The 20,963-nt window shown below is 73.2% G+C and carries 21 protein-coding genes; 13 read left to right on the forward strand and 8 right to left on the reverse strand.

Annotation, left to right across the window (positions count from 1 at the left end; genetic code table 11):
- Positions 1-758 precede the first annotated feature (758 nt).
- Positions 759-1,961 (reverse strand): benzoate/H(+) symporter BenE family transporter, encoded by a 1,203-nt coding sequence (locus tag Dfulv_RS26740; RefSeq protein ID WP_259856152.1) that lies wholly within the window; start codon positions 1,959-1,961, stop codon positions 759-761.
- An 85-nt stretch (positions 1,962-2,046) separates the two neighbouring features.
- Here Dfulv_RS26740 and Dfulv_RS26745 point away from each other — a divergent pair, with 85 nt between their 5' ends.
- On the forward strand, positions 2,047-2,589 hold the full coding sequence (locus Dfulv_RS26745) for a helix-turn-helix domain-containing protein (protein WP_259856153.1): 543 nt from the start codon (positions 2,047-2,049) through the stop codon (positions 2,587-2,589).
- A 12-nt stretch (positions 2,590-2,601) separates the two neighbouring features.
- On the opposite strand, the gene Dfulv_RS26750 is transcribed toward Dfulv_RS26745, so the two are convergent.
- The 3 genes from Dfulv_RS26750 to Dfulv_RS26760 form a co-directional block, all read right to left on the reverse strand.
- Positions 2,602-2,919: a hypothetical protein gene (locus Dfulv_RS26750; RefSeq protein WP_259856154.1), complete on the reverse strand. Its 318-nt coding sequence runs from the start codon at positions 2,917-2,919 to the stop codon at positions 2,602-2,604.
- A gap of 150 nt (positions 2,920-3,069) precedes the next feature.
- Entirely contained in the window at positions 3,070-3,711 is a 642-nt protein-coding gene (locus Dfulv_RS26755) for an STAS domain-containing protein (RefSeq protein WP_259856155.1), read from the reverse strand.
- Positions 3,712-3,732: 21 nt separating this feature from the next.
- Positions 3,733-4,038, reverse strand: coding sequence for an STAS domain-containing protein (locus Dfulv_RS26760; RefSeq protein ID WP_259856156.1), 306 nt, complete (start codon positions 4,036-4,038; stop codon positions 3,733-3,735).
- Between the two features lie 110 nt (positions 4,039-4,148).
- On the opposite strand from Dfulv_RS26760, the gene Dfulv_RS26765 reads away from it, so the two are divergent.
- Genes Dfulv_RS26765 through Dfulv_RS26775 form a run of 3 tightly spaced genes read left to right on the forward strand, consistent with a single transcriptional unit; the run spans position 4,149 to position 6,732 of the window.
- On the forward strand, positions 4,149-4,823 hold the full coding sequence (locus tag Dfulv_RS26765; RefSeq protein ID WP_259856157.1) for a response regulator transcription factor: 675 nt from the start codon (positions 4,149-4,151) through the stop codon (positions 4,821-4,823).
- A complete protein-coding gene (locus Dfulv_RS26770; protein ID WP_259856158.1) occupies positions 4,820-6,166 on the forward strand; it encodes a HAMP domain-containing sensor histidine kinase in 1,347 nt (448 codons plus the stop codon). The genes Dfulv_RS26765 and Dfulv_RS26770 overlap by 4 nt, the downstream gene beginning before the upstream one ends.
- The gene (locus Dfulv_RS26775) at positions 6,163-6,732 is read left to right on the forward strand and encodes a GerMN domain-containing protein (protein ID WP_259856159.1); all 570 of its coding nucleotides are present in this window, start codon (positions 6,163-6,165) and stop codon (positions 6,730-6,732) included. Before Dfulv_RS26770 ends, Dfulv_RS26775 begins: the two co-directional genes overlap by 4 nt.
- On the opposite strand, the gene Dfulv_RS26780 is transcribed toward Dfulv_RS26775, so the two are convergent.
- Positions 6,725-7,177 (reverse strand): response regulator, encoded by a 453-nt coding sequence (locus Dfulv_RS26780; protein WP_259856160.1) that lies wholly within the window; start codon positions 7,175-7,177, stop codon positions 6,725-6,727. The genes Dfulv_RS26775 and Dfulv_RS26780 overlap by 8 nt on opposite strands.
- 104 nt (positions 7,178-7,281) lie before the next feature.
- Between Dfulv_RS26780 and Dfulv_RS26785 the strand changes: the two genes are divergently transcribed.
- Positions 7,282-7,824, forward strand: a complete 543-nt coding sequence (locus Dfulv_RS26785) for a MarR family winged helix-turn-helix transcriptional regulator (RefSeq protein WP_406567837.1) — start codon at positions 7,282-7,284, stop codon at positions 7,822-7,824.
- A gap of 118 nt (positions 7,825-7,942) precedes the next feature.
- On the opposite strand, the gene Dfulv_RS26790 is transcribed toward Dfulv_RS26785, so the two are convergent.
- Complete coding sequence (locus Dfulv_RS26790; protein WP_259856162.1) at positions 7,943-8,938, reverse strand: helix-turn-helix domain-containing protein; 996 nt, start codon at positions 8,936-8,938, stop codon at positions 7,943-7,945.
- Between the two features lie 44 nt (positions 8,939-8,982).
- Here Dfulv_RS26790 and Dfulv_RS26795 point away from each other — a divergent pair, with 44 nt between their 5' ends.
- Together Dfulv_RS26795 and Dfulv_RS26800 are read left to right on the forward strand one after the other, a co-directional pair.
- Entirely contained in the window at positions 8,983-10,239 is a 1,257-nt protein-coding gene (locus tag Dfulv_RS26795; protein WP_259856164.1) for an MFS transporter, read from the forward strand.
- Complete coding sequence (locus Dfulv_RS26800; protein WP_259856165.1) at positions 10,154-10,600, forward strand: GNAT family N-acetyltransferase; 447 nt, start codon at positions 10,154-10,156, stop codon at positions 10,598-10,600. Before Dfulv_RS26795 ends, Dfulv_RS26800 begins: the two co-directional genes overlap by 86 nt.
- 294 nt (positions 10,601-10,894) lie before the next feature.
- Here Dfulv_RS26800 and Dfulv_RS26805 read toward each other — a convergent pair whose 3' ends face one another.
- Positions 10,895-11,440 (reverse strand): AAA family ATPase, encoded by a 546-nt coding sequence (locus Dfulv_RS26805; RefSeq protein ID WP_259856166.1) that lies wholly within the window; start codon positions 11,438-11,440, stop codon positions 10,895-10,897.
- Positions 11,441-11,489: 49 nt separating this feature from the next.
- On the opposite strand from Dfulv_RS26805, the gene Dfulv_RS26810 reads away from it, so the two are divergent.
- From Dfulv_RS26810 to Dfulv_RS26825, 4 genes are read left to right on the forward strand one after another with little or no spacing between them, the layout of a single operon-like run.
- Complete coding sequence (locus Dfulv_RS26810) at positions 11,490-12,227, forward strand: DUF5995 family protein (protein WP_259856167.1); 738 nt, start codon at positions 11,490-11,492, stop codon at positions 12,225-12,227.
- Positions 12,228-12,259: 32 nt separating this feature from the next.
- The gene (locus Dfulv_RS26815; RefSeq protein WP_259856168.1) at positions 12,260-12,715 is read left to right on the forward strand and encodes a (2Fe-2S)-binding protein; all 456 of its coding nucleotides are present in this window, start codon (positions 12,260-12,262) and stop codon (positions 12,713-12,715) included.
- Positions 12,712-13,701, forward strand: a complete 990-nt coding sequence (locus Dfulv_RS26820; RefSeq protein ID WP_259856169.1) for an FAD binding domain-containing protein — start codon at positions 12,712-12,714, stop codon at positions 13,699-13,701. The genes Dfulv_RS26815 and Dfulv_RS26820 overlap by 4 nt, the downstream gene beginning before the upstream one ends.
- Complete coding sequence (locus tag Dfulv_RS26825) at positions 13,698-15,905, forward strand: xanthine dehydrogenase family protein molybdopterin-binding subunit (RefSeq protein WP_259856170.1); 2,208 nt, start codon at positions 13,698-13,700, stop codon at positions 15,903-15,905. Before Dfulv_RS26820 ends, Dfulv_RS26825 begins: the two co-directional genes overlap by 4 nt.
- Before the next feature lie 42 nt (positions 15,906-15,947).
- On the opposite strand, the gene Dfulv_RS26830 is transcribed toward Dfulv_RS26825, so the two are convergent.
- Positions 15,948-16,880, reverse strand: coding sequence for a pyridoxal-phosphate dependent enzyme (locus Dfulv_RS26830; RefSeq protein WP_259856171.1), 933 nt, complete (start codon positions 16,878-16,880; stop codon positions 15,948-15,950).
- Between the two features lie 39 nt (positions 16,881-16,919).
- On the opposite strand from Dfulv_RS26830, the gene Dfulv_RS26835 reads away from it, so the two are divergent.
- Both Dfulv_RS26835 and Dfulv_RS26840 read left to right on the forward strand, forming a co-directional pair.
- Complete coding sequence (locus Dfulv_RS26835; RefSeq protein ID WP_259856173.1) at positions 16,920-17,510, forward strand: GNAT family N-acetyltransferase; 591 nt, start codon at positions 16,920-16,922, stop codon at positions 17,508-17,510.
- Between the two features lie 186 nt (positions 17,511-17,696).
- Positions 17,697-20,957, forward strand: a complete 3,261-nt coding sequence (locus Dfulv_RS26840; RefSeq protein WP_259856175.1) for a carbohydrate-binding protein — start codon at positions 17,697-17,699, stop codon at positions 20,955-20,957.
- Positions 20,958-20,963 lie beyond the last annotated feature (6 nt).

Below are 20,963 nucleotides of genomic sequence, written 5' to 3' on the forward strand. Positions count from 1 at the left end.
GGACGCACTCTCGCGAACCCACGCACGCAGGGCCCGACCCAGCTCAACCCGCAACCCCGCTCAGCCCAACGCACTTCTGCCCGCGACCCTGCCCAGCCTGACGCACCCCGCCCGCGACCCTGCTCAGCCCGACGCACTCGCGCTAACCTGCTCGCTCCGACCCGGCTCTCCACGCAACCGGACGTGCTCCCACGGACTTCCAGCCAGTGCTCGGCCACGAGGTCGGCCGAGCACCCGCTTTCCCCGACAACCCGAAACGCGCAAGGGCGGGCTGGCCTCTGAAGCAGAACACGGCGTCGAACCGATGGCCGACCTCGACCAGTCCGTGCAGCACGGCGACCCCGTCGGTCCGGTGCAGCCGACTGGCAATCCGAACCGACCTGATCCCGACCGCCCAACCCCATGACCGTTCCAGCCAGAAGGACGGCAGCATATTCGACATTTCAGACATCTTGGTGCATCGACACTCTTTAATGTAGATGAATCTCCATGATCGCGAAGACTTGTGGCAGCCCGGGCAGCACAAACTCTTCGCGATCATGAAAAGTGCGGAGTATTCAATCGGTATTCACCGATGCCATCTCAGAATTCGGACGCCGCGTGGCAAGTGAACTCCAGCGCGGCGGCCATTGCCCGGCGCCCGCTCCGAGCGCACTCCAAGACGCGCCGGCCGCGAGACCATCTCCCGGCACGCCTGACCGCCGGGCGGGCCACGGCAGCCCCGACAGCCGCGCCCGCCCTCCCGGGTCGAGCTGGCGCTACCGGGTGGCCGCCACCGGGCCCGGCTGCTCGGCGGCGGCCGGGGCCGCCGGCTTCGACCGGCGGTGCAGCAGCAGCGCCGTGAGGCCGCCGGCGACCAGGCCCCAGAACGCCGACCCGATGCCCAGGATCGTCATGCCGGAGGCGGTCACGACAAACGTCACCACGGCCGCCTCCCGGCCCTCCGGCTCCGTCACCGCGCTCGCCAGCGACGAGCCGAGCGCGGACAACAGTGCCAGCCCCGCGACGGCGATGACCAGTACCGGTGGGGACAACAGCACCAGCGCCATCGCCAGGCCCGCACCGAGGCCCAGGGTCAGCTGGCCGGCGCCCAGGGCCACGGTCGCGATCCACCGGCGGCCCGGGTCGGGGTGAGTGTCCGGGCCGGCGGTCAGCGCCGCCGTGATCGCGGCCAGGTTGAGGGCGTGGCCGCCGAACGGGGCCGCCGCCGCGCTCGCCAGGCCGGTCGCGACGAGGACCGGGCGCAGTGGCGGCGTGTAGCCGTAGGTGGCCATGACGGCCATGCCGGGGACGTTCTGCGCGGCCATGGTGACGAGGAACAGCGGCACGGCGATGCTCACCACCACCGACGGGTTCAGCGCCGGGGTGACCAGCTCGACCGACGGGCGCAGCGCCGCACCGGAGAAGCCTCCGCCCGGGCCGTGCACCGCGATCCCGGCGATCGCCGCGACGAGGGCGCCCGGGACCGCCCACTGCCGACGGTACCGCTGCAGCACCGCCCACGTCAGGATCACCGGCACCGCCAGGAGCGGGATGTCGACGACGGCGCGGACCGGTGCGGTGCAGAGGCTCAGGATGACGCCCGCCAGCATCGCGCCGGCGATCGGGCGCGGGATGGCGGCGATCGCGCGGGCCAGCCAGGGCGAGAGGCCGGCGAGGACGATGAGCGCGGCGCAGACGATGAACGCGCCGACCGCCGCCGGGAACCCGCCGGCGACCGGGCCGGTCGCGACGAGCAGCGCGGCGCCGGGCGTGGACCAGGCGATGCTGATCGGCATGCGGTACCGCAGGCCGAGGAAGATAGCGACGGCGGCGATGCCGACGCAGAGGGCGAGCAGTCCCGACGCGGCCTGCGCCGGGGTGGCGCCGACGGCGCGCAGGCCAGCGAGCACGACGGTGAACGAGCTGGCGTAGCCGACGATCGCACTGACCAGTCCGGCCACGACGGCCTGGAGCCGCATGCCTGGTCCTCCCCGCCTCGGTCGTTCCGTTTACGGAACGGACCATAGCGTCACGACCCCTTGATGGCAATGTCACGATGACCGGGTGGAAGGGCGTGAGGCGAGCGTCGGGAGCAGGCTGCGGCAGTTGCGCGAGTCGCGCGGGATCTCCCTGTCGGCACTGGCCCGCAGCGCCGGCATCGGCAAGGCGACGCTGTCCGGCCTGGAGCTGGGCACCCGCAACCCGACGCTGGAGACGCTCTACGCGGTGGCGGGAGCCTTGGGCGTACCGCTGACAGCGCTCGTCCTGGACCCGGGCGCCCCACCGGCGGACGCCGCCGACGTGCGGGGCGCCGCGGTGACGGCGACGCTGCTGGAGGTATTCGAGGAGCCCGGGGTGACGTTCGAGCTCCTGCGGATGCGGGTCCGCCCCGGCGCGGTGCAGCACTCGCCGCCCCACGCCCCGGGCGTGACGGAGCACGTGACGGTCTACGAGGGCGTGCTGCGGGCCGGCCCGGCGGACGCCCCGCTACTGGCCGGCCCGGGCGACCACATCTCCTGGCAGGCCGACGTCCCCCACGTGTACGGCACCGTGGGGGGCGACGAGGTCGTGGCGACGCTGCTGATCCGCTCCCCCACGGGACCGTGATGAGGGTCCAGGTCAGCGGGACGCGCCGAGCAGCGCGGCACCCAGGGCGGCGAGGCCCGGCAGGCCCGCCGTGTTGCGCAGCACGACCGCGAGCGGTGCGAAACGCGCGTCAGCAGCAACGGCGCCGTGAGGAGCAGGTGCCGCCTCGAGCAGGTGCGGCCGGAAGTAGCCGCCGTCGAAGTCGGCGCGGCCCGCCGGCCCGATCGAGGGACCGTCGAAGACGAGTGTGCCGGACCGGTGCCCGGTCCTGGCCCGGCGGCGGAACGCGTCGACCAGACCAGCGCGCTGCCGTCGGCCGAGGCGTGCGCCTGGCTGCCGGCCGAGCGTCACACCGCCAGGTACATGTCCTGCAGTACCTCCGCGGCCGGCCCTTCGTCCCACACCGAGCAAGACGACGCGAGCCCCGCCCCCGGTTTTTCATGTCGTGTAATGCCCGTCACACAGGATCGACGGGGTGCTGAACGAAGGAGAGCGGCGGCGTTACCGCGTCGCGCCGGCCGCGGGCCGGTGGGGCAGCGGGTCGCCGCGCAGCCAGGCCAGGGCGGACTCGCGGTCGGGCAGCTCCACGAAGAGGTGCTGCAGGCACAGCGTGTGCAGCATCCGGCTCACGCGGCCGGGCAGGCCGGCGAGGCAGGCGTGGCCGCCGGCCTGTGCGGCGCGGTGCCGGGCGGTGACCAGCTCGGCGAGCGCCACGGAGTCCAGCGTCTTGGCCTGGGCGAGGTCGATCACCACGTGCGGCGGCCGGCGCCCGGCGGTGACGAGCGCCTCATGGAGCGCGCCCGCCGCGGTCGCGTCCACGTCGCCGGAGAGCTCGACGACGGGCACGCCGCGCGTGACCCGGAGGCGGACCCGCGCGTCGTCGATCGCCTCGTCGCCGGCGTCGTCGAGCGACTCGCCGCCACGCGGCGCCGGGACCGCGACCGCGGCGAGGGGCACCCGCGAACAGCGGGCGCAGCTGTGCGGGCCGGTCGCGAGCCGGGTGCCGGTCCAGCCGTGCCGGCTGAAGAGGCTCCAGACCAGGTCCCAGTTGTGCATGGTCGCACCCAGCCCGGTGACCGTCTGCCCGCAGGTGTCACAGGCCAGGCCGAAGTCAGTGCCGTCGATGGTTGTCGATGCTGTCATGAACGGTCCCCCCGTCGTCGCTCACTCCACATGCAGCACGTGGTCGACGCGCGCCAGGTGCAGCGTCCGGCGCACCCGCGGTGAGGGGTCGCGCAGCGTCAGCCGGCTACCCTCGGACCACATCTGCCGGTGCACGTCGAGAAGCATCCCGATCGCGGACGCATCGACGAACGGACACTGTGCCAGATCCACCAGCAGCCGACCCGGATGCATGGCCATCGCGTCCTGCAGCAGCGCGGCAACCCGGGGCACCGATGCCGCGTCAAGCTCCTCGGTGACGATGATCTCGACCGTCGGCGCCGCCGGTCGCACCGTGTCGCTGCGCATGTCCTACAGCGTTTGCCGTGGATGTGGCGGAACTTTCCCGGAAGTATGACGGTTTCATGACAAGACTTTTGGATTGGTCGATCAAGCGGGTGGGACGGCATGATGCGGATATGACCGGGGTACTCGTGATCGAGGACGACGACCGGATCCGCCTGTCGCTGGTCCTGGCGCTGGAGGACGAGGGCTACACCGTGCGCGGCGCCGCGAGCGCCGAGGAGGGCCTCTTCGCGCAGCGCGAGGAGCCCGCCGACACGGTGCTGGTCGACCTGATGCTGCCCGGCGTCGACGGGTTCGAGTGCATCCGGCAGCTGCGCCGCGAGGACGACGTGCCGATCGTCGTCGTCTCGGCCCGTGACGACACCCACGACATCGTCGCGGCGCTCGAGGCCGGCGCCGACGACTACCTCGTCAAACCCGTCGCGGTGAAGGAGCTCTCGGCGCGGTTGCGGGCGCTGCGGCGGCGCGGGCGCACGCTGCTGTCACCGGTGTCCACATTGGTCTTCGGCGACCTGGAGATCCTGCCGGAGGCCGGCGAGGTGCGGCTGCACGGCGCGCCGGTCGCGCTGACCCGCACCGAGTTCCGCCTGCTGTGCGAGCTGGCGGAGCATCCCGGGCTGGTGCTGAGCCGGCAGCAGCTGCTGCAGCGCGTGTGGGAGTACGAGATCGGCGACGAGCGGCTCGTCGACGTCCACGTCGGACGGTTGCGGCAGAAGATCGAGGCCGACTCGCGGTCGCCGCGGTATCTCGTGACGGTGCGCGGCATGGGATACAAACTCCAGCGATGAAGCTCGCCGGCCTCCGCACCCGGGTGATCGCCGGCTTCGCCGCCGGGGCGCTCGCGCTGTCCGCCTCGATGGCACTGATCTCCTACCAGGTGACCCGCAGCTCGCTGCTCGACGGGCGGCAGCGGTCCACCATCCGTGCCGCCACGTTCGACGCGCGGGTCATCTCCGCCGGGCTGACCGTCGACCGCCCCGACATCGTCGCGATCCTGCGCTCGCTCGACACCGGCGGCAACCGGCGCGCGCTGCTGCACCGCGACGGCAACTGGTACGCGCGCGGCGCCGACCCCCGCGCCGTCGACGCCGTCCCCGACGGCCTGCAGCGCATGGTGGAGAGCGGCGGCCAGGGCATCCAGCTGGTCCGCATCGACGGCGAGCCGGCCGTCGTCGTGGGCATCTCGCTGTCGCCGACGACCGCCCTGTACGAGATCGACTACCTGCGTGAGCTGGACCAGACGCTGCGGGTCCTCGGCTGGGTGCTGACCCTGGTGGCAGCGGTCGTCGCCGCCGCGGGCGCGGGCCTGGGCTGGTATGCGACGCGATACGTGCTGCGCCCCCTCCGCTCGGTCGCCGACGCCGCCGAGGGCATCACCGCCGGCGACCTCGCCGCCCGGCTCGACCCGGCGACCGACCCCGACCTGCAGCGGCTCACCACGTCGTTCAACGCGATGGTCGAGCAGCTGTCCCGGCGCATCGAGCGGGACCGCCGTTTCGCCGCCGACGTGAGCCACGAGCTGCGCTCGCCGCTGCAGACCCTGGCCGCGTCGGCGAGCGTCCTGCACCGCCGCCGCGACCAGCTCGACGAGCGCACCGCGACGGCGGCGGGCCTGGTCGTGGACGAGATCGGCCGGTTTCAGTCCCTCGTCGACGACCTGCTGGAGCTCTCCCGCGGCGACCTGCCGGTCACCCGCGCCCCGGTCGACATGGCCGACCTGGCCCACCGGGTGGTGGAGCTGCGCGGGCTGCCGCCGGAGATCGTGCAGTGCGGCGAGGGGCAGCGGTGGGCGGTCGACCGGCGCAGGATAGAACAGGTGCTGGTCAATCTTCTGGACAATGCGGTCACGCACGGCGGCGGGCCGACGGCGGTGCGGATCGTGGCCGAGGAGGGCACCGGGGTGATCGAGGTCGACGACGAGGGACCCGGGGTGAACCCCGCCGACCGGACCGTCATCTTCGACCGCTTCGTGCGGGGCCGCTCCGCCGGCGCCCGCGGCGGCGACGACGGGACCGGCCTCGGGCTGTCGCTCGTCGCGCAGCACGTCGGCGTCCACGGCGGGCGGGTGACCGCGCTCGACCGCCCGGGCGGCGGCGCACGGTTCCGGGTCGAGCTGCCGGGCGTGCGGTGAGACGCGCGCTCGCGGCGACCGTGGCCGGCATGCTGCTGACCGGCATGCTGCTCTCCGGCTGCGGCGTGCCCACCGAGAGCGGGCCCCGCCCGCTGGAGCCGTCGGTCCACGTCGCGAACCCGGACACGCCGACCGCGGACACGAGCCTGCCGCCGGGCGCGGCGGTCGAGAAGCTGTACCTCGTGCGGGGCAACCAGCTCGTCGGCGTCGAGCGACGCGTGGACCGGCCGCCCACCCTGGAGCGGCAGCTGGCCGACCTGCTGGCCGGCCCGACCGAGCGGGAGCAGGACGGCGGCTACGGCAGCGCGCTGGCCGGGACCGACTTCATCCTGGGCGCCCAGCTGGAGTCCGGCACCGCGGTCGTCACCGTCGGCGGCACGACCATCCGCAACGACGAGGTCCTCGCGTACGGGCAGGTCGTGTGCACCCTGGCCGCCCGCGACGACGTCGACCGGGTCCGGTTCGTGCAGGACGGGCAGCCGCTGGAGGTGCCCCGGGCCGACGGCTCGCTGACCTCCGATCCGCTGACCTCCGCCGACTACGTGACGCTCATGGCGGTCAGGTAGCCGGGGACTGCCGGTCCACCACGATGCTGAACTGGTCGATGCCCCGGATCAGCGCCGCGATCTGAGCGAAGTCGACGGGCTTGCGGAAGTAGAACTCGGAGGGCACCCCGAAGTCGCGCAGCAGCTGCTCCTCCAGCGGCGAGCCGGTCAGCACCACGACCGTGAGGTCGACCAGGCGCGGGTTGCCGAGCACCCGGTCGAGCACGACCCGGCCGTCGACGCCGGGCAGGTTGAGGTCGAGCAGCAGGATGTCGGGCGTCGGCGCGTCCGGGTGGGCGCCGCGCCGCTCGAGGAAGTCGATCGCCTCCAGGCCGTCACCGATGACGGTCACCGGGTTGCGGAGGCGGTGCGCGCGGAACTCGTCGAGGGTGAAGGCGACGTCACCGGCGTCGTCCTCGACCAGCAGGATGTGCGCCAGCTCGAGCGGTTTGTCCGCGCCGGGCATCCGGTCCTCCCGTCGGTGTTTCGTTGCTGCTGTGCAAGATTTGCGGAGTACCATAATGCCCCGTCGGGACCGCGCCCGCCGCCCGGTCGTGCAACGATTGCGCCGTGGCAAACACCGGGCCCCCCGATGACCATGTGGTGCGGGCGCTCCTCGCGGCCAGCCGGGCGATGGTGGCCCTCGTCGCGCGCAGTCTCGCCGCGCTCGACGCCGACGTGACGCTATCGCAGTATCGTGCCCTGGTCCTGCTCGCGGGCCACGGACCGCGGCGCAGCGCGGCCATGGCCCGCGAGCTGCAGGTGGCGCCGTCGACCCTGACGCGGATGTGCGACCGGCTCGTCCGCAAGTCGCTCGTCCACCGGTTCCACCGCGACCACGACCGCCGCTCGATCTGGCTGGCGCTCACCCCGGCCGGCCGGGATCTGGTCGGCACGGTGATGCGGGCGCGCCGGCAGGAGCTGGAGCGGATCGTCGAGGCGTCGGGCCTGGTGGCGTCGCCGCCGGCCGTGGACCTGCTGCACGACTTCGTCCGCGCGGTCGGCGAGCTGCCCGACGAGGAGTGGTGGCGGCGCTGGGAGGTCTCCGCCGATCCGGTCGACGGCGCGCTGCTGATGCGCGTCCACCGCCAGGCCGACGGCGCCTGGGCGTAACGCGGCGGGAGGTCCGGCCCGGTGGCGAGATGCCGGCGCCGAGATCGGTCCGGTGCGCCATGCGCTCACCTTGCCAGCCCAAGGTGAACAGCGACAGATCACGCGGACCCGTCCCGGCCTACCGCGGCGCGGCCAGCGCCTCGCCCAGCGGCGTCCGGTAGTACAGCACCGAGCGGCCGGACCGGCGCCGCCGGACCAGTCCCGCGTCGAGCAGCACCCGCAGGTGCCCGCCGACCGAGCCCAGGCCGTGACCGGTGAGCGCGACGAGCTGCGTGGTGCTTTTCGGCGCGGCGAGGAGGGTGAGGACCTCGGCCCGCACCGGACCGATGAGCCGCGCCAGCGCGGCGGGCGGACGGCGGGCACCGGGGTCGGCGAGCCACCCGGTGCACGGGTAGACGATGGCGTGCACGTCCCCCGGTTCCTCCCACGCGACCCAGCCGCGCGGCCCGGTGGTCGGCAGGAACAGCAGGCGGCTGCCGGTGATGTCGCGCGGCGGGTAGTCGTACGTGTTGATCTGCAGCCGGCCGTCGCCGAGCCAGCGCATGCCGGGCCGCATGCCGTCGAGGACCGCCGCCCAGCCGCCGCCGCTGAGCCGCTCGGTGCGGGCCACGATGTCGGCCTCGAACACGCGGCGGCGCCGGGGCCAGTCGGGCTCGACGGTGTGCCGCCAGACCCAGTCGACGAGCTCGACGGCTCGGCCGACGAGCCCGGGCTCGAGGAGCACCGGCGGCATCGGCCGGTCGAGGTCCTCGGCGATCTGCGCGCGGGCCTCGGCGTCGGCGGTGTCCGCGAGGGCACGCAGCTCCTCAGCGAACGTCGGTGCGGCCGTCCGCGGCGGCTTGACCAGGAAGTCGGCGATCCAGCGCGGCCGGATCGCGGTGTGCAGGAACGGCAGGGCGAACGGGTCGGCACCCCAGCGGTCCCGGAACGGCGGCAGGTGCGTGGCCAGCCATTCGCGCTGGCTCGCCGAGGTCGGGTGCTGCCCGCCGAAGGCCGCCAGACCGGCGACCGTCTCGGCCATCGGCGAGACGACGAACCGGCTGCCGGCCAGGGCGTCGGTGCTGATCCGCCACAGCCCCACCGTCGACCCGCCCCCGATGTTTCGTTCCAGCACGAAAGTGTACTGGCGGTGCCCGGGCCGCCCACAGACTGCCGATCATGCGCACGTACCGGGAACTGTTCGCCCTGCCGGAGTTCTCCGCCCTGTTCGCGACCGTCTCGGCGCAGATGGCGGCGACGACGGTCAGCGGTATCGCGCTCGGCACCCTGGTCTACGCCGCCACCGGCTCCCCGCTGCTGTCGGCGCTGAGCCTGTTCGGCGCGTCGTTCGCACAGGTCGTCGGCGCCGCCACCGTGTTGTCCGCGGCGGACCGGCTGCGGCCCCGCAGCGCGCTCGCCGGTCTGGCGCTGTTCACCGGCCTGACCACGGCGTGCCTGGCGCTGCCGGGCCTGCCGGTGGCGGCGGTGTTCGCGGTCGTGCTCGCCCAGGGCCTGGTCGGCTCGGTCGGCGGCGGCGTGCGGTACGGGCTGCTCGCCGAGATCGTGCCCACCGGCGGCTATCTGCTCGGCCGGTCGCTGCTGAACATGTCCGTCGGTGCGATGCAGATCTGCGGCTTCGCCATCGGCGGCGTCCTCATCGCCGCGATCACGGCCCGGGGCACGCTGCTCGCCGGTGCCGGCCTGAGCCTGGTCGCGGCCCTCGTCGCCCGGTTCGGCCTGACCGCGCGCCCGCCGCGCGCCGCCGTCCGGCCCTCGGTCCGCGAGACGTGGCGGGGCAACCGGCGGCTGTGGTCGTCGCCGGCCCGCCGGGCCGTGTTCATCGGGCTGTGGCTGCCCAACGGGCTGATCGTGGGCTGCGAGGCGCTGTTCATCCCGTACTCCCCCGCGTCGGCGAGCGTCCTGTTCGTCGCCGCGGCGCTGGGCATGCTGGCCGGTGACACGCTCGGCGGACGGTTCCTGCCGGCGCGCTGGCGGCGCCCGCTGACCACGCCGGTGCAGGTGCTGCTCGCCGCGCCGTACCTGCTGTTCGTCCTCGAACCGGCCGTACCGGTGGCGGTCGGGCTCGTGGTGGTGGCGTCGGTCGGCTACTGCGGCAGCCTGCTGCTCCAGGACCGGCTCGTCGCGCTGACCCCCGACGACCTGCGCGGCCAGGCGCTCGGCCTGCACACCTCGGGCATGCTGACGATGCAGGCGGTGTGCGCGACCCTCGCCGGCACCGTCGCGCAGTTCCTGGCGCCCGGCCGGGCGATGGCCGTGCTGGCGGTGGCTTCGATCCTGGTGTCGCTGGCCCTGATCCCGGGCCTTCGGGCGCCGGTTACGATCGTCGGCGATGGTGGAGATCAGGCGGGCCCGCCGGGAGGACGTCCCGGCGATCGTGGTGATGCTGGCCGACGACCCGCTGGGCGCACGGCGTGAACGGCTCGACGACCCGGGTCCGTACGAGTCGGCGTTCGACGCCCTGGACGCCGATCCGGCGCAGCTGCTGGTGGTCGCCGACCGGGCCGGCGAGGTGATCGGCACCCTGCAGCTGACGTTCATCCCCGGCCTGGCGAGGCAGGGCGCGACACGGGCCCAGATCGAGGCGGTGCGGGTGTCCGCCGCGGCCCGCGGTTCCGGCCTGGGCTCGGACCTGATCGAGTGGGCGGTCGCGGAGTCCCGCCGCCGCGGCGCACACCTGGTACAGCTGACGTCGGACGCGAGCCGCGCGGACGCCCACCGGTTCTACGAACGCCTGGGCTTCAAGGCCAGCCACGTCGGCTTCAAGCTCGACCTGTGAGCCTGACCTTCCGGGCCGCCGTGCCGTTGTAGGGCTGGCCCCGCATGAGCGGTGAGCCCTGGTCGCGGCGTGGCCGACGGGCCAGTCGCACACCGCGACCGGGTTGCCGGACGTGACGGCACGGGCGGATGCGCCGCCGAGGACGAGCCGGCCGGCGCGACGACCGTGGCGGCGATCGCCGCGAGCATCCGGCGCTTCCACGAGGAGCGTATGCCAGAGTATGCGCGCTTACGAGCGTCTATGAAAGGTGGCGAACGTCATGGATGCATCCTGAAGGGAGGGTGCAAGCGCGGACTACACGACCCGGGTCGACGTCCAGGCGGCCAGGTGCCCGGCGACGAGGGCGACGCGCTCGTCGACCGGCGCGGGTGGGACCTCGACCAGCTCGTAGCCCTGCTCGCGGTACACCTCCTCGTGGATGCGCTCGAAGCGCAGCGACTCGGTGTAGGAGATGCGGCGGGCCGGGGTCGGGGTGACAAAACCGAGCGGGCGGACGAGGAGCACCCGCCGGTCGTAGAGGCCGGCGGTCCGCTCGAGCTCGGCGTGCAGCCGGGCGGTCGGCTGTTGTCCACTGTAGACGGCCAGGGCGAGCGTGCAGACCGGCGAACGGTCGAAGACCTGCACGGGCGCGACGGCGGTGAGCTGCCGGCGGCGCTGGAGCGCGGCGATCCGGTCGAGGAAACCGGCCTCGGTCCACGGCTCGGCGACCCCGGCGGCCTGCCGCCGCGCGATCACGTCGGTCGCCGCCTCGGCCACGGTGCACACGCCGCGGGCCCGCAGCGCGGCCACGATCGTGGTCTTGCCGGCCCCGGGCGCACCCGTGAGCACAAATCTGCGCATGACGAAACACCACCCCTACGGAGGATGAAAGAGGATTAGCATCGGCCGGGTGGACGCGGCCATCGCGGGGATCGTCCGGCGCATGGAGGCCGGGCTGGAGCGGCTCGACGCCGGCGACGCACGCCGATTCTTCCACCAGACGTATCTGCGGACCACCCGCGCCGTCGCCGAGGAGATCGACCGGGGCGGGTTCCGCGACGCGGAGTGGCTGTCCCGGTGGGACGTCGTGTTCGCCGAACTGTACCTCGACGTCCTCGACGCCGAGCTGAGCGGCACGGGAGCCGTGCCCGGTCCGTGGCGGGTCGCCTTCGACACCGCACGGGACCGGCCGGAGCTGCCGCCGCTGCGGCACGTGCTGCTCGGCATGAACGCCCACATCAACTACGACCTGCCGCAGTCGCTCGTCACGGTGATCGACCCGGCGGGGTTCGACGACCCGGCGGTGCTGCGGGCGCGCGAGGCCGACCACACGCACGTCGACACGGTGCTGCTCGCCCGGGTCGGCGCCGAGGACTCCCGGATGCGGGCGGTGTCCCGGGTGGGGCCGATCGACCGGCTCATGGGACCGGCGAACCGGGCCGCGACCCGCCGGGTGCTGCGCGAGTCCCGGGCGAAGGTGTGGCGCAACGCGACGGTGCTCGACCGGGCCCGCCGGGAGGGGCCACAGGCATACGCGGCGGTGCTACGACGGCTGGAGGACGCCTGCACCGCCAAGCTCGTCGAGCTGACCGCACCCGGCCCGGTGATGCTGCGGCTGGCCCGCCGCGGGTTCGGGGTGACCGTTTAGGGCCGGTTCGGTAGGGTAGCGCACGCTCCATCATGAACGAGATCACGCTGACCACGACCGTCAACGGCCGGACCGAACAGCTGCGGGTCGACGCGGGGGTGACACTCCTCGACGCGCTGCGCGACCGGCTCGGGCTGACCGGGACGAAAAAGGGCTGCGACCAGGGCGCCTGCGGGGCGTGCACGGTGCACGTGGACGGGCGGCGCGTGCTGTCCTGCCTCACCCTCGCCGCGCAGGTCGACGGCCGCGAGGTGCTGACCGTCGAGGGGCTCGGCGGCGGCCACCCGGTGCAGGAGGCGTTCATCCGGCACGACGCCTTCCAGTGCGGGTACTGCACACCGGGGCAGGTGCTGTCGGCGATCGCGCTGCTCGACGAGGGACGGGCCGGCAGCGACGACGACATCCGCGAGTTCATGAGCGGCAACCTGTGCCGCTGCGGCGCGTACCCGAATATCGTCGCCGCGATCCGTGAGGTCGCCGGGCGATGACCATCACCTACACCCGTGCCGACGACGCGGACACCGCGATCGCCACCGTCAGCGCCGACCCGGAGGCCGCGTACCTCGCCGGCGGCACCACGGAGGTCGACCTCGTCCTCAAGGACGGCGTCGTCGCGCCGCGGCGGCTCGTGGACATCAGCCGCCTGCCGCTCAAGGGGGTCGTGGCCGCCGGCGACACGGTCCGGATCGGCGCCACCACGACCATGGAGGAGACCGCCACCGATCCCGCCGTGGCCCGCCTGCTGCCGATGGTCCGCTCGTCGCTGCTGCAGGGCGCGTCCGTACAGCTGCGCAACATGGCGACGATCGGCGGCAACCTGCTGCAGCGCACGCGGTGCCGGTACTTCCGGGATCCCGCCGTGGCGGCGTGCAACAAGCGCGACCCGGGCAGCGGCTGCGCGGCCGTCGAGGGTGTCGCCCGCATGCACGCGATCCTCGGCGCGTCACCGGCGTGCATCGCGCTGCACGCCTCGGACCTGGCGGTCGCGCTGACGGCCCTCGGCTCGATCGTGCACCTGCGGTCCGGCCAGGGACCGCGCAAGGTGCCGCTGACCGAGTTCTACCACCAGGCGGGCACCACCCCGGACCGGGAGACGGTGCTGCGCCACGGTGAGCTCGTCACCGAGGTCGAGATCCCGCTGCCGCCGCCGCAGGCGCGCACGACCTACCTGAAGGTCCGCGACCGCGCCTCGTACGAGTTCGCGCTGACCTCGGCGGCCGTGGTCACGGTCGTGGAGGACGGCGTCGTCCGGTCGGCCCGCATCGCGCTCGGCGGCGTCGGCACCGTGCCCTGGCGGGCCTGGGACGCCGAGGAGACGCTGCGGGACGCGCCGGTCGGCGAGGCGTCGTTCCGGGCCGCGGCCGAGGCGGCGGTGCAGCACCCGTTCACGGTGCCCGGCACCGAGTTCAAGGTGGAGCTGGCCAAGCGCACGCTGGTCCGGGCGCTGCGCGTGACGACGGGAGCAGGCTGGTGACGACCGTCGAACGGCCCCGGGTGCTCGGGGCCGGCACAGACCGCGTCGACGGTCCGCAGAAGGCCGCCGGCAGCGCGCCCTACCCGTCCGACGTCTCGTACCCGGGCATGGTGCACGCGGCGCTGGTCCGCAGCAGCATCGCGGCCGGGCGGGTCGTCGGCATCAACACGTCACGGGCCGAGGCCGCGCCGGGGGTCCTCGCCGTCATCACACCGGACAACGCGCCGCGGATCGAGCGGGCGCCGGACACGCCGATCTGGCGCCAGCCGCCACCGCCGCTGCAGCGGCACACGATCGTCCACCACGGCCAGTACGTCGGGGTGGTCGTCGCCGACACCGTCGAGGAGGCCACCGCGGCCGCCCGGCTGGTCGACGTGGCGTACGAGCCGACGGACGCGGTGCTGTCGCTGGACGACCCGCGGGCGATCACCGTCGACGACCCGTTCGGCAGCAACCGGCACCGGGGTGACGTCATGGGCGGGTTCGCCGCCGCCGACGTGATCTTCGACGGCGAGTACGTCACCCCCGACGAGACGAACAATCCGATGGGCCTGTTCTGCACCGTGGCCGCCTGGGACGGCGACCGGCTCACCGTCCACGACGCGACGCAGTGGCCGGACTCGACGCGCGCCGCGCTCGCCGGCGCGTTCTGCGTCCCGGAGACCGGGATCCGGGTCCTCGCCCCGTACGTCGGCGGCGGGTTCGGCGCGGGCCTGCGGGTCTGGCCGCACACCGTCCTCGCCGCGATGGCGGCCCGGATGGTCGGGCGGCCGGTCAAGCTGACCCTGACCCGCCCGCAGATGTTCACCGGTGTCGGCCACCGTCCGGCCACGGTGCAGCGGCTCCGCATCGGCGCCCGCAACGACGGCACGCTGACGGCGATCGAGCACGAGTCCGTGCAGCCGGTCGCCGTCGACGACGACAACATCGCCGAGTCGGTGACGACCGTGTCGGCCGTCGGCTACGCCTGCCCGAACGTGGTCAACATCGACCGGCAGCGGCGGCTGAACATCCCGGTGCCGACCTCGATGCGGGGCCCGGGCGACGCGCAGGGCCACTTCGCCCTCGAGTGCGCCATGGACGAACTCGCGTACCAGCTGGGCATCGACCCGGTCGAGCTGCGGCTGCGCAACTACGCCGAGGAGCATCCGCAGCTGGGGCTGCCCTGGTCGAGCAAGGCGCTGCGGGAGTGCTACGAGGTGGGCGCCGAACGGTTCGGCTGGTGGGACCGCAACCCGACGCCGCGCTCGATGCGACGCGACGGCGTGCTCGTCGGCTGGGGCATGGCCGGCGTGAGCTTCTTCTGGTTCCAGGCACCGTGCGACGCCCGCGCGTCGATCGACCGCGAGGGGCGCGCGTTCGTGCGCAGCGCCGCGACCGACATCGGCACCGGCACGTACACGGTGATGACCCAGCTGTCCGCGGACCGGCTCGGGCTGCGGCCGGACCAGGTCCGCATGGGGCTCGGGGACACCGACCTGCCGTCCGCGCCGCCGCAGGGCGGCTCCGGGATGACCGCGTCGCTCGGCAGCGCGATCCACGCCGCCTCGCGGAACCTCATCCAGGCGTTCCTGGACCTGGTCGCCGACGACGTCGCCTCGCCGCTGCGCGGCCTGACCGCCGCCGACGTGACCGCCGTCGACGGCCGGCTCCAGCGCAACGACGACCCGACCCGCGGCGAGTCGTACCGCGAGATCCTCGACCGGCACGACCGCGCCGAACTGTCCGCGAACGGGTCCTCCGTCCCGGCGAAGCCCGAGGAGCTCGGCCTCGCGCCGGCCGGGCCGTTCGCCGCCCGGTTCGTCGAGGTCCACGTCGACCCGGACCTCGACCGGATCAAGGTCGCCCGCCTGGTGTCCGTGGTGGACGCCGGGCGGATCCTCAACCGGAAGACGGCGCGCAGCCAGATCGTCGGCGGCACGGTCGGCGGCATCGGCATGGCGCTGCTGGAGGAGACGGTCACCGACCCGACCGGCCGGATCGCCAACGCCACGTTCGGCGACTATCTGATCCCGGTCAACGCCGACGTGCCCGACCTCGACGTCGTGTTCGTCGGCGAGCCGGACCGGTTCAACCCGGTCGGGGTCAAGGGCGTCGGCGAGATCGGCCTGGTCGGGGTCGCGCCGGCCATCGCCAACGCGGTCTTCCACGCCACCGGCCGCCGTGTGCGGAGCCTGCCGCTGACGCTCGACAAACTCCTGTGACCGCATGCGGACCTCGCCGACCGCGCTGAGGTGGCAGTCCGCTCACCCGGACGCCAGTGCGCCCAGATCCGGGTGGGCGAAGAGGCCGGGCAGGCCGCCGGTGTGCAGGAACACGGTCCGGTCACCGGGGCGGATGCGGCCGTCGGCGACGCAGGCGCGCAGCCCCGCGAGCGCCCGGCCGGTGTACGTCGGGTCGAGGAACAGGCCCTCGGTCCGCGCCGCGAGGCGCAGCGCGGCACGGGCCCCGGGCGCCAGATGGGCGTAGCCGGCCCCGACCTGCCCGCGGTCGAGGTGGGGCGGCTCCGTCCGGACGCCCATGCCGTCGAGCAGCTCCCGCAGCGTGCGGTACGGGTCCGGCACGGCACCGACGTCGACGCCGATCACCCGTTCGGCGCCGAGCCCCGCGACGAGGCCCGCCGTCGTCCCGCCGGAGCCGAACGCGACCACGACCCGGTCGAGGTCCGGCAGCTGGTCGCGGAGCTCGGCGGCGCAGTCGAGATACCCCCGGGCGCTGTACGGGCTGGAGCCGCCGAACGGGATCACGTGCGGCACACCCCCGTCGTCGCGGATACGGCGCTCCTCGGCGGCGATCAGGCCGTACAACTCCTGGGGTGTGCTCTTGCCGGACCAGACGACGCGGGCACCGGCGAGCCGGTCGAGCACCAGGTTGCCCTGCGGCGCCGGTGGCTCCTCGCCGCCGAGCACGAGGACCGCCTCGAGCCCGAGGCGGGCGGCCGCGGCGGCGGTCAGGCGGGCGTGGTTGCTCTGGGCGGCGCCGGTGGTGACGAGATGGGTGGCGCCCGCCTCGAGGGCCTGCGCGCAGGAGTACTGCAGCTTGCGGACCTTGTTGCCGCCACCGCCGAGGCCGGTGAGGTCGTCGCGCTTGATCCACAGCCGCTCCAGCCCGACGGCCTCGGCCAGGCGGGGCGCGGGCTCGATCGGCGTGGGCAGGCTGCCGAAGATCGGGGTCGACACGGGCTGCACGTTACCCGCCCGCGCTAGGGTTCACAGATCATGAATGACGAGGTGTTCCCGCCCGCGGTGCTGACGACCGAGCGGCTCGTGCTGCGTCCGTTCACCCCCGCCGACGCGGCCGACGTCCACGCCGTCTGGCAGGACCAGCGGTTCATCGGCTCGGCGCCGATGGGCTACCCGTATGCCGGGGCGGACCTGGAGGCGGCCGCCGCGTGGTGCACGACGGGCATCGAGCAGCGCCGGCTGGACGGCAAGGGCATCGGCTTCGCGGTCGTCCCGCGCGCGGGCGGCCGCCTGGTGGCCCATGTCTCCCTCTTCGGCGCCGACTGGGTGACGCGGACGGCGGAGATCCACTACTGGACGGCGCCGTGGGCGCGGGGTCACGGATTCGCGGCGGAGTCGGCGGGCGCGGTGGCCCGGTGGGCCCTGACGACCCAGCACTTCGAGCGGATCGCCCTGCTGGCCGACACGTCCAACACCGCGTCCCGCCACGTGGCGGCGTCGGCGGGCTTCCGGTTCGAGGGCGTGCTGCGCAGTGCCGCGTTGACCCGCACCGGCGATCGGGCGGACACGGCAGTCTACAGCATGATCCGCACCGACCTGGCGGCGCACCCGGTGGCCGTGGCCTGACCGCATCGGCCAGCGACTATCCTGTGCGGCTTTTTGCACAGCAGGTTCGGTTCTTGCATTTACAAACCCGAGTAAGTACCGTCATCGCCACGAAACATCGCAACAGGTGGATGCCTGGGGCTTCGGCGGCCCGGACAGACACCGGCACCACACCCCACCGCATCGAGTCCGGGAAGGACCCCACCGATGTCACCGCCGAACCGTGCCCGCAGGGCGGCCGCCACCGTCCTGCTCGTCGGCGCCACCGCCGTCACGCTCACCGCCACCTCGAGCCCGGCACAGGCCGCCATCCCCGCCTCCGACTACCAGCAGGTCGAGCTCGCCAAGGGCCTCAACGAGCTGGGCGAACCCATGTCGCTCGCCGTGCTGCCCGACCGCTCGGTGCTGCACACCGCCCGCAACGGCACCCTGCGCCGCACCGACGCCGCCGGCACCACCAGCGTCGTGGCCAACATCCCCGTCTACACGCATGACGAGGAGGGCCTGCAGGGCGTCGCGATCGACCCCGGATTCGCCACCAACCGGTACATCTACCTCTACTACGCGCCGCCGCTGAACACGCCCGGCGGCGACGCCCCCGCGTCCGGCGGCGACTGGAACGTGTGGAAGGGCGTCAACCGCCTGTCCCGGTTCACACTCGGCACCAACTGGACGCTGAGCGGCGAGAAGGTCGTGCTGGAGGTCGGCACCGACCGCGGCATGTGCTGCCACGTCGGCGGCGACATCGACTTCGACGCGGCCGGCAACCTGTACCTGTCGACCGGCGACGACTCGAACCCGTTCGACTCGGCCGGCTACTCCCCGATCGACGAGCGGACCGACCGCAACCCGGCCTACGACGCGCAGCGCAGCGCCGGCAACACCAACGACCTGCGCGGCAAGATCCTGCGGATCAAGGTCAACGCCGACGGCTCGTACACGGTCCCGTCCGGCAACCTCTTCGCGCCCGGCACGCCGAACACGCGGCCGGAGATCTACGCGATGGGCTTCCGCAACCCGTTCCGGATGAGTGTGGACAAGCCGACCGGCGCGATCTACATCGGCGACTACGGCCCCGACGCGGGTGTCACCGACCCGAACCGCGGCCCGTCCGGCCAGGTCGAGTTCGACCGCGTCACCAGCCCCGGCAACTACGGCTGGCCGTACTGCACCGGCACGAACACCACGACCGAGACGTACAACGAGTGGAACTTCGCGACCAACAGCACCGGCCCGAAGTACAACTGCACCGGCGGCCCGACGAACAACTCGTTCCGCAACACCGGCCAGCAGACGCTGCCGCCGGCGCGGCCGTCCTGGATCCGGTACGCCGGTGACGCCGGCAGCCCGCCCGAGTTCGGCAGCGGGTCCGAGTCGCCGATGGCCGGCCCGGTCTACCGCTACGACGCGGCCAACTCGTCGGCGGTCAAGTTCCCCCAGTCGCTGGACGGCAAGTTCTTCGCCGGTGAGTTCGGCCGCCGCTGGATCAAGGCGGTCACGGTCAACGGCGACGGCTCCCCCGGCACGATCGAGGCCTTCCCGTGGTCCGGCATGCAGGTCATGGACCAGGCGTTCGGCCCGGACGGCGCACTCTACGTGCTCGACTACGGCGCCGGGTTCGGCAACGGCGACGCGAACTCCGCGCTGTACCGCATCGAATACATCGGCGGCGGCAACCGCGCCCCGGTCGCCGTCGCGGGCGCCAACCCGGTGTCCGGACCGGCCCCGCTGGCCGTGCAGTTCTCGTCGGCGGGCAGCAGCGACCCGGAGGGACAGGCGCTGTCCTACTCGTGGGCGTTCGGTGACGGTGGTACGTCCACCGCCGCCAACCCGTCGCACACGTACACCAACGCCGGCACCTACACGGCGACGCTGACGGTCCGCGACCCGCAGAACGCCACCGGCAGCGCCAGCGTGACGATCAGCGTCGGCAACACCATGCCCACGGTGACCATCACGACGCCCGCCAACGGCTCGCTGTTCTCGTTCGGCGACACCGTCCCGTACCAGATCAGTGTCACCGATCCCGAGGACGGCACGATCGACTGCAACCGGGTCAAGCTGACCTACATCCTCGGCCACGACACCCACGGCCACCAGATCAGCCAGAAGACCGGCTGCTCCGGCACGATGACGGTGCCGGCCGACGGTGAGCACGACGCCGCGGCGAACGTCTTCGCGGTGTTCGACGCCGAGTACACCGACAACGGCGGCCTCGTCGCGCACAAGCAGCACATCCTGCAGCCCCGGCTGCGGCAGGCCGAGCACTTCGGCGCGATGCAGGGCGTCCAGGTCTTCGACAAGGCCTCCGCCGAGGGCGGCCGGACCGTCGGGGAGATCCAGAACGGCGACTGGATCTCGTTCAACCCGTACCTGCTGAACAACGCCACCTCGTTCAGCGCCCGCGCCTCGTCCGCCGGTACCGGCGGCACGATCTCGCTGCGCGCCGGATCCCCGACGGGCACGCTGCTCGGCTCCGCGACCGTCCCGGTCACCGGCAGCTGGGACACGTTCACGAACGTCACCGGGACCATCGCCAACGCGCCGTCCACGGCCGGCACGCTGTACCTGGTCTTCACCGGCGGCGCCGGCGCGCTCTTCGACCTCGACTCGTTCACCCTGAACACCGGGACCACGCCGCCGCCCACCGGCCGGATCGAGGCGGAGTCGTTCACCTCGCAGTCCGGGGTCCAGGTCGTCGCGGACGGGACCGCGCACGGCGGCAACCGCGTCGGCTACATCGACGGCGGCGACTGGGTCGGCTACTCGGGCGTCAACGTCTCGGGCAAGACCGGCTTCACCGCCCGCGTCGCGTCCGGCGGCACCGGCGGCACCATCCAGATCCGGTCGGGCTCGCAGACGGGCCCGCTGCTCGGCTCGGTGAGTGTCCCGAACACCGGCGGCTACGGCACGTTCGTCGACGTCAGCACCACCATCACCGCCGGCTCCGGCGCGCTGTTCCTGGTGTTCGTCGGCACCGGCACCGGCGGCCTGTTCGACCTCGACGACTTCGCCCTCACCGGCGGCACCACGCCACCCCCGGCGACGAACCTGGCGTTGAACAAGACGGCCACCGCCGACAGCCAGTGCGCGTCGACGGAAGGGCCGGCCAAGGCGGTCAACGGCACCGTCAACGGCGGCAACACCGACAAGTGGTGCTCCCTCGGCGGCACGAAGTGGTTGCGCGTCGACCTCGGCTCGGCCCAGTCCGTCGGCCGGATCGTCGTCCGCCACGCCGGGGCCGGCGGCGAGAACACCGCCTTCAACACCCGCGACTTCGACCTGCAGACCAGCACCGACGGCACCACCTGGACCACCGCCGCACAGGTACGCGGCAACACCGCCAACGTCACCACCAACACGTTCGGACCGGTGAACACCCGATACCTGCGGATCAACATCATCACCCCGACCAACAACACCGACACCGCGGCGCGCATCTACGAGTTCGAAGCCTTCGCTTCCTAAGGACCA

Source organism: Dactylosporangium fulvum (assembly GCF_025137375.1).
GTDB classification, from domain to species: domain Bacteria; phylum Actinomycetota; class Actinomycetes; order Mycobacteriales; family Micromonosporaceae; genus Dactylosporangium; species Dactylosporangium fulvum.

What these genes read in the sequence shown, in the direction of transcription:
- Dfulv_RS26770 (WP_259856158.1), top strand. Translation starts at nt 4,820, where the DNA reads ATGAAGCTCGCCGGCCTCCGCACCCGGGTGATCGCCGGCTTCGCCGCC.
- Dfulv_RS26840 (WP_259856175.1), top strand. Translation starts at nt 17,697, where the DNA reads ATGTCACCGCCGAACCGTGCCCGCAGGGCGGCCGCCACCGTCCTGCTC.
- Dfulv_RS26820 (WP_259856169.1), top strand. Translation starts at nt 12,712, where the DNA reads ATGACCATCACCTACACCCGTGCCGACGACGCGGACACCGCGATCGCC.
- Dfulv_RS26800 (WP_259856165.1), top strand. Translation starts at nt 10,154, where the DNA reads ATGGTGGAGATCAGGCGGGCCCGCCGGGAGGACGTCCCGGCGATCGTG.
- Dfulv_RS26780 (WP_259856160.1), bottom strand. Translation starts at nt 7,177, where the DNA reads ATGCCCGGCGCGGACAAACCGCTCGAGCTGGCGCACATCCTGCTGGTC.
- Dfulv_RS26835 (WP_259856173.1), top strand. Translation starts at nt 16,920, where the DNA reads ATGAATGACGAGGTGTTCCCGCCCGCGGTGCTGACGACCGAGCGGCTC.
- Dfulv_RS26760 (WP_259856156.1), bottom strand. Translation starts at nt 4,038, where the DNA reads ATGCGCAGCGACACGGTGCGACCGGCGGCGCCGACGGTCGAGATCATC.
- Dfulv_RS26815 (WP_259856168.1), top strand. Translation starts at nt 12,260, where the DNA reads ATGAACGAGATCACGCTGACCACGACCGTCAACGGCCGGACCGAACAG.
- Dfulv_RS26740 (WP_259856152.1), bottom strand. Translation starts at nt 1,961, where the DNA reads ATGCGGCTCCAGGCCGTCGTGGCCGGACTGGTCAGTGCGATCGTCGGC.
- Dfulv_RS26765 (WP_259856157.1), top strand. Translation starts at nt 4,149, where the DNA reads ATGACCGGGGTACTCGTGATCGAGGACGACGACCGGATCCGCCTGTCG.
- Dfulv_RS26755 (WP_259856155.1), bottom strand. Translation starts at nt 3,711, where the DNA reads ATGACAGCATCGACAACCATCGACGGCACTGACTTCGGCCTGGCCTGT.
- Dfulv_RS26805 (WP_259856166.1), bottom strand. Translation starts at nt 11,440, where the DNA reads ATGCGCAGATTTGTGCTCACGGGTGCGCCCGGGGCCGGCAAGACCACG.
- Dfulv_RS26795 (WP_259856164.1), top strand. Translation starts at nt 8,983, where the DNA reads ATGCGCACGTACCGGGAACTGTTCGCCCTGCCGGAGTTCTCCGCCCTG.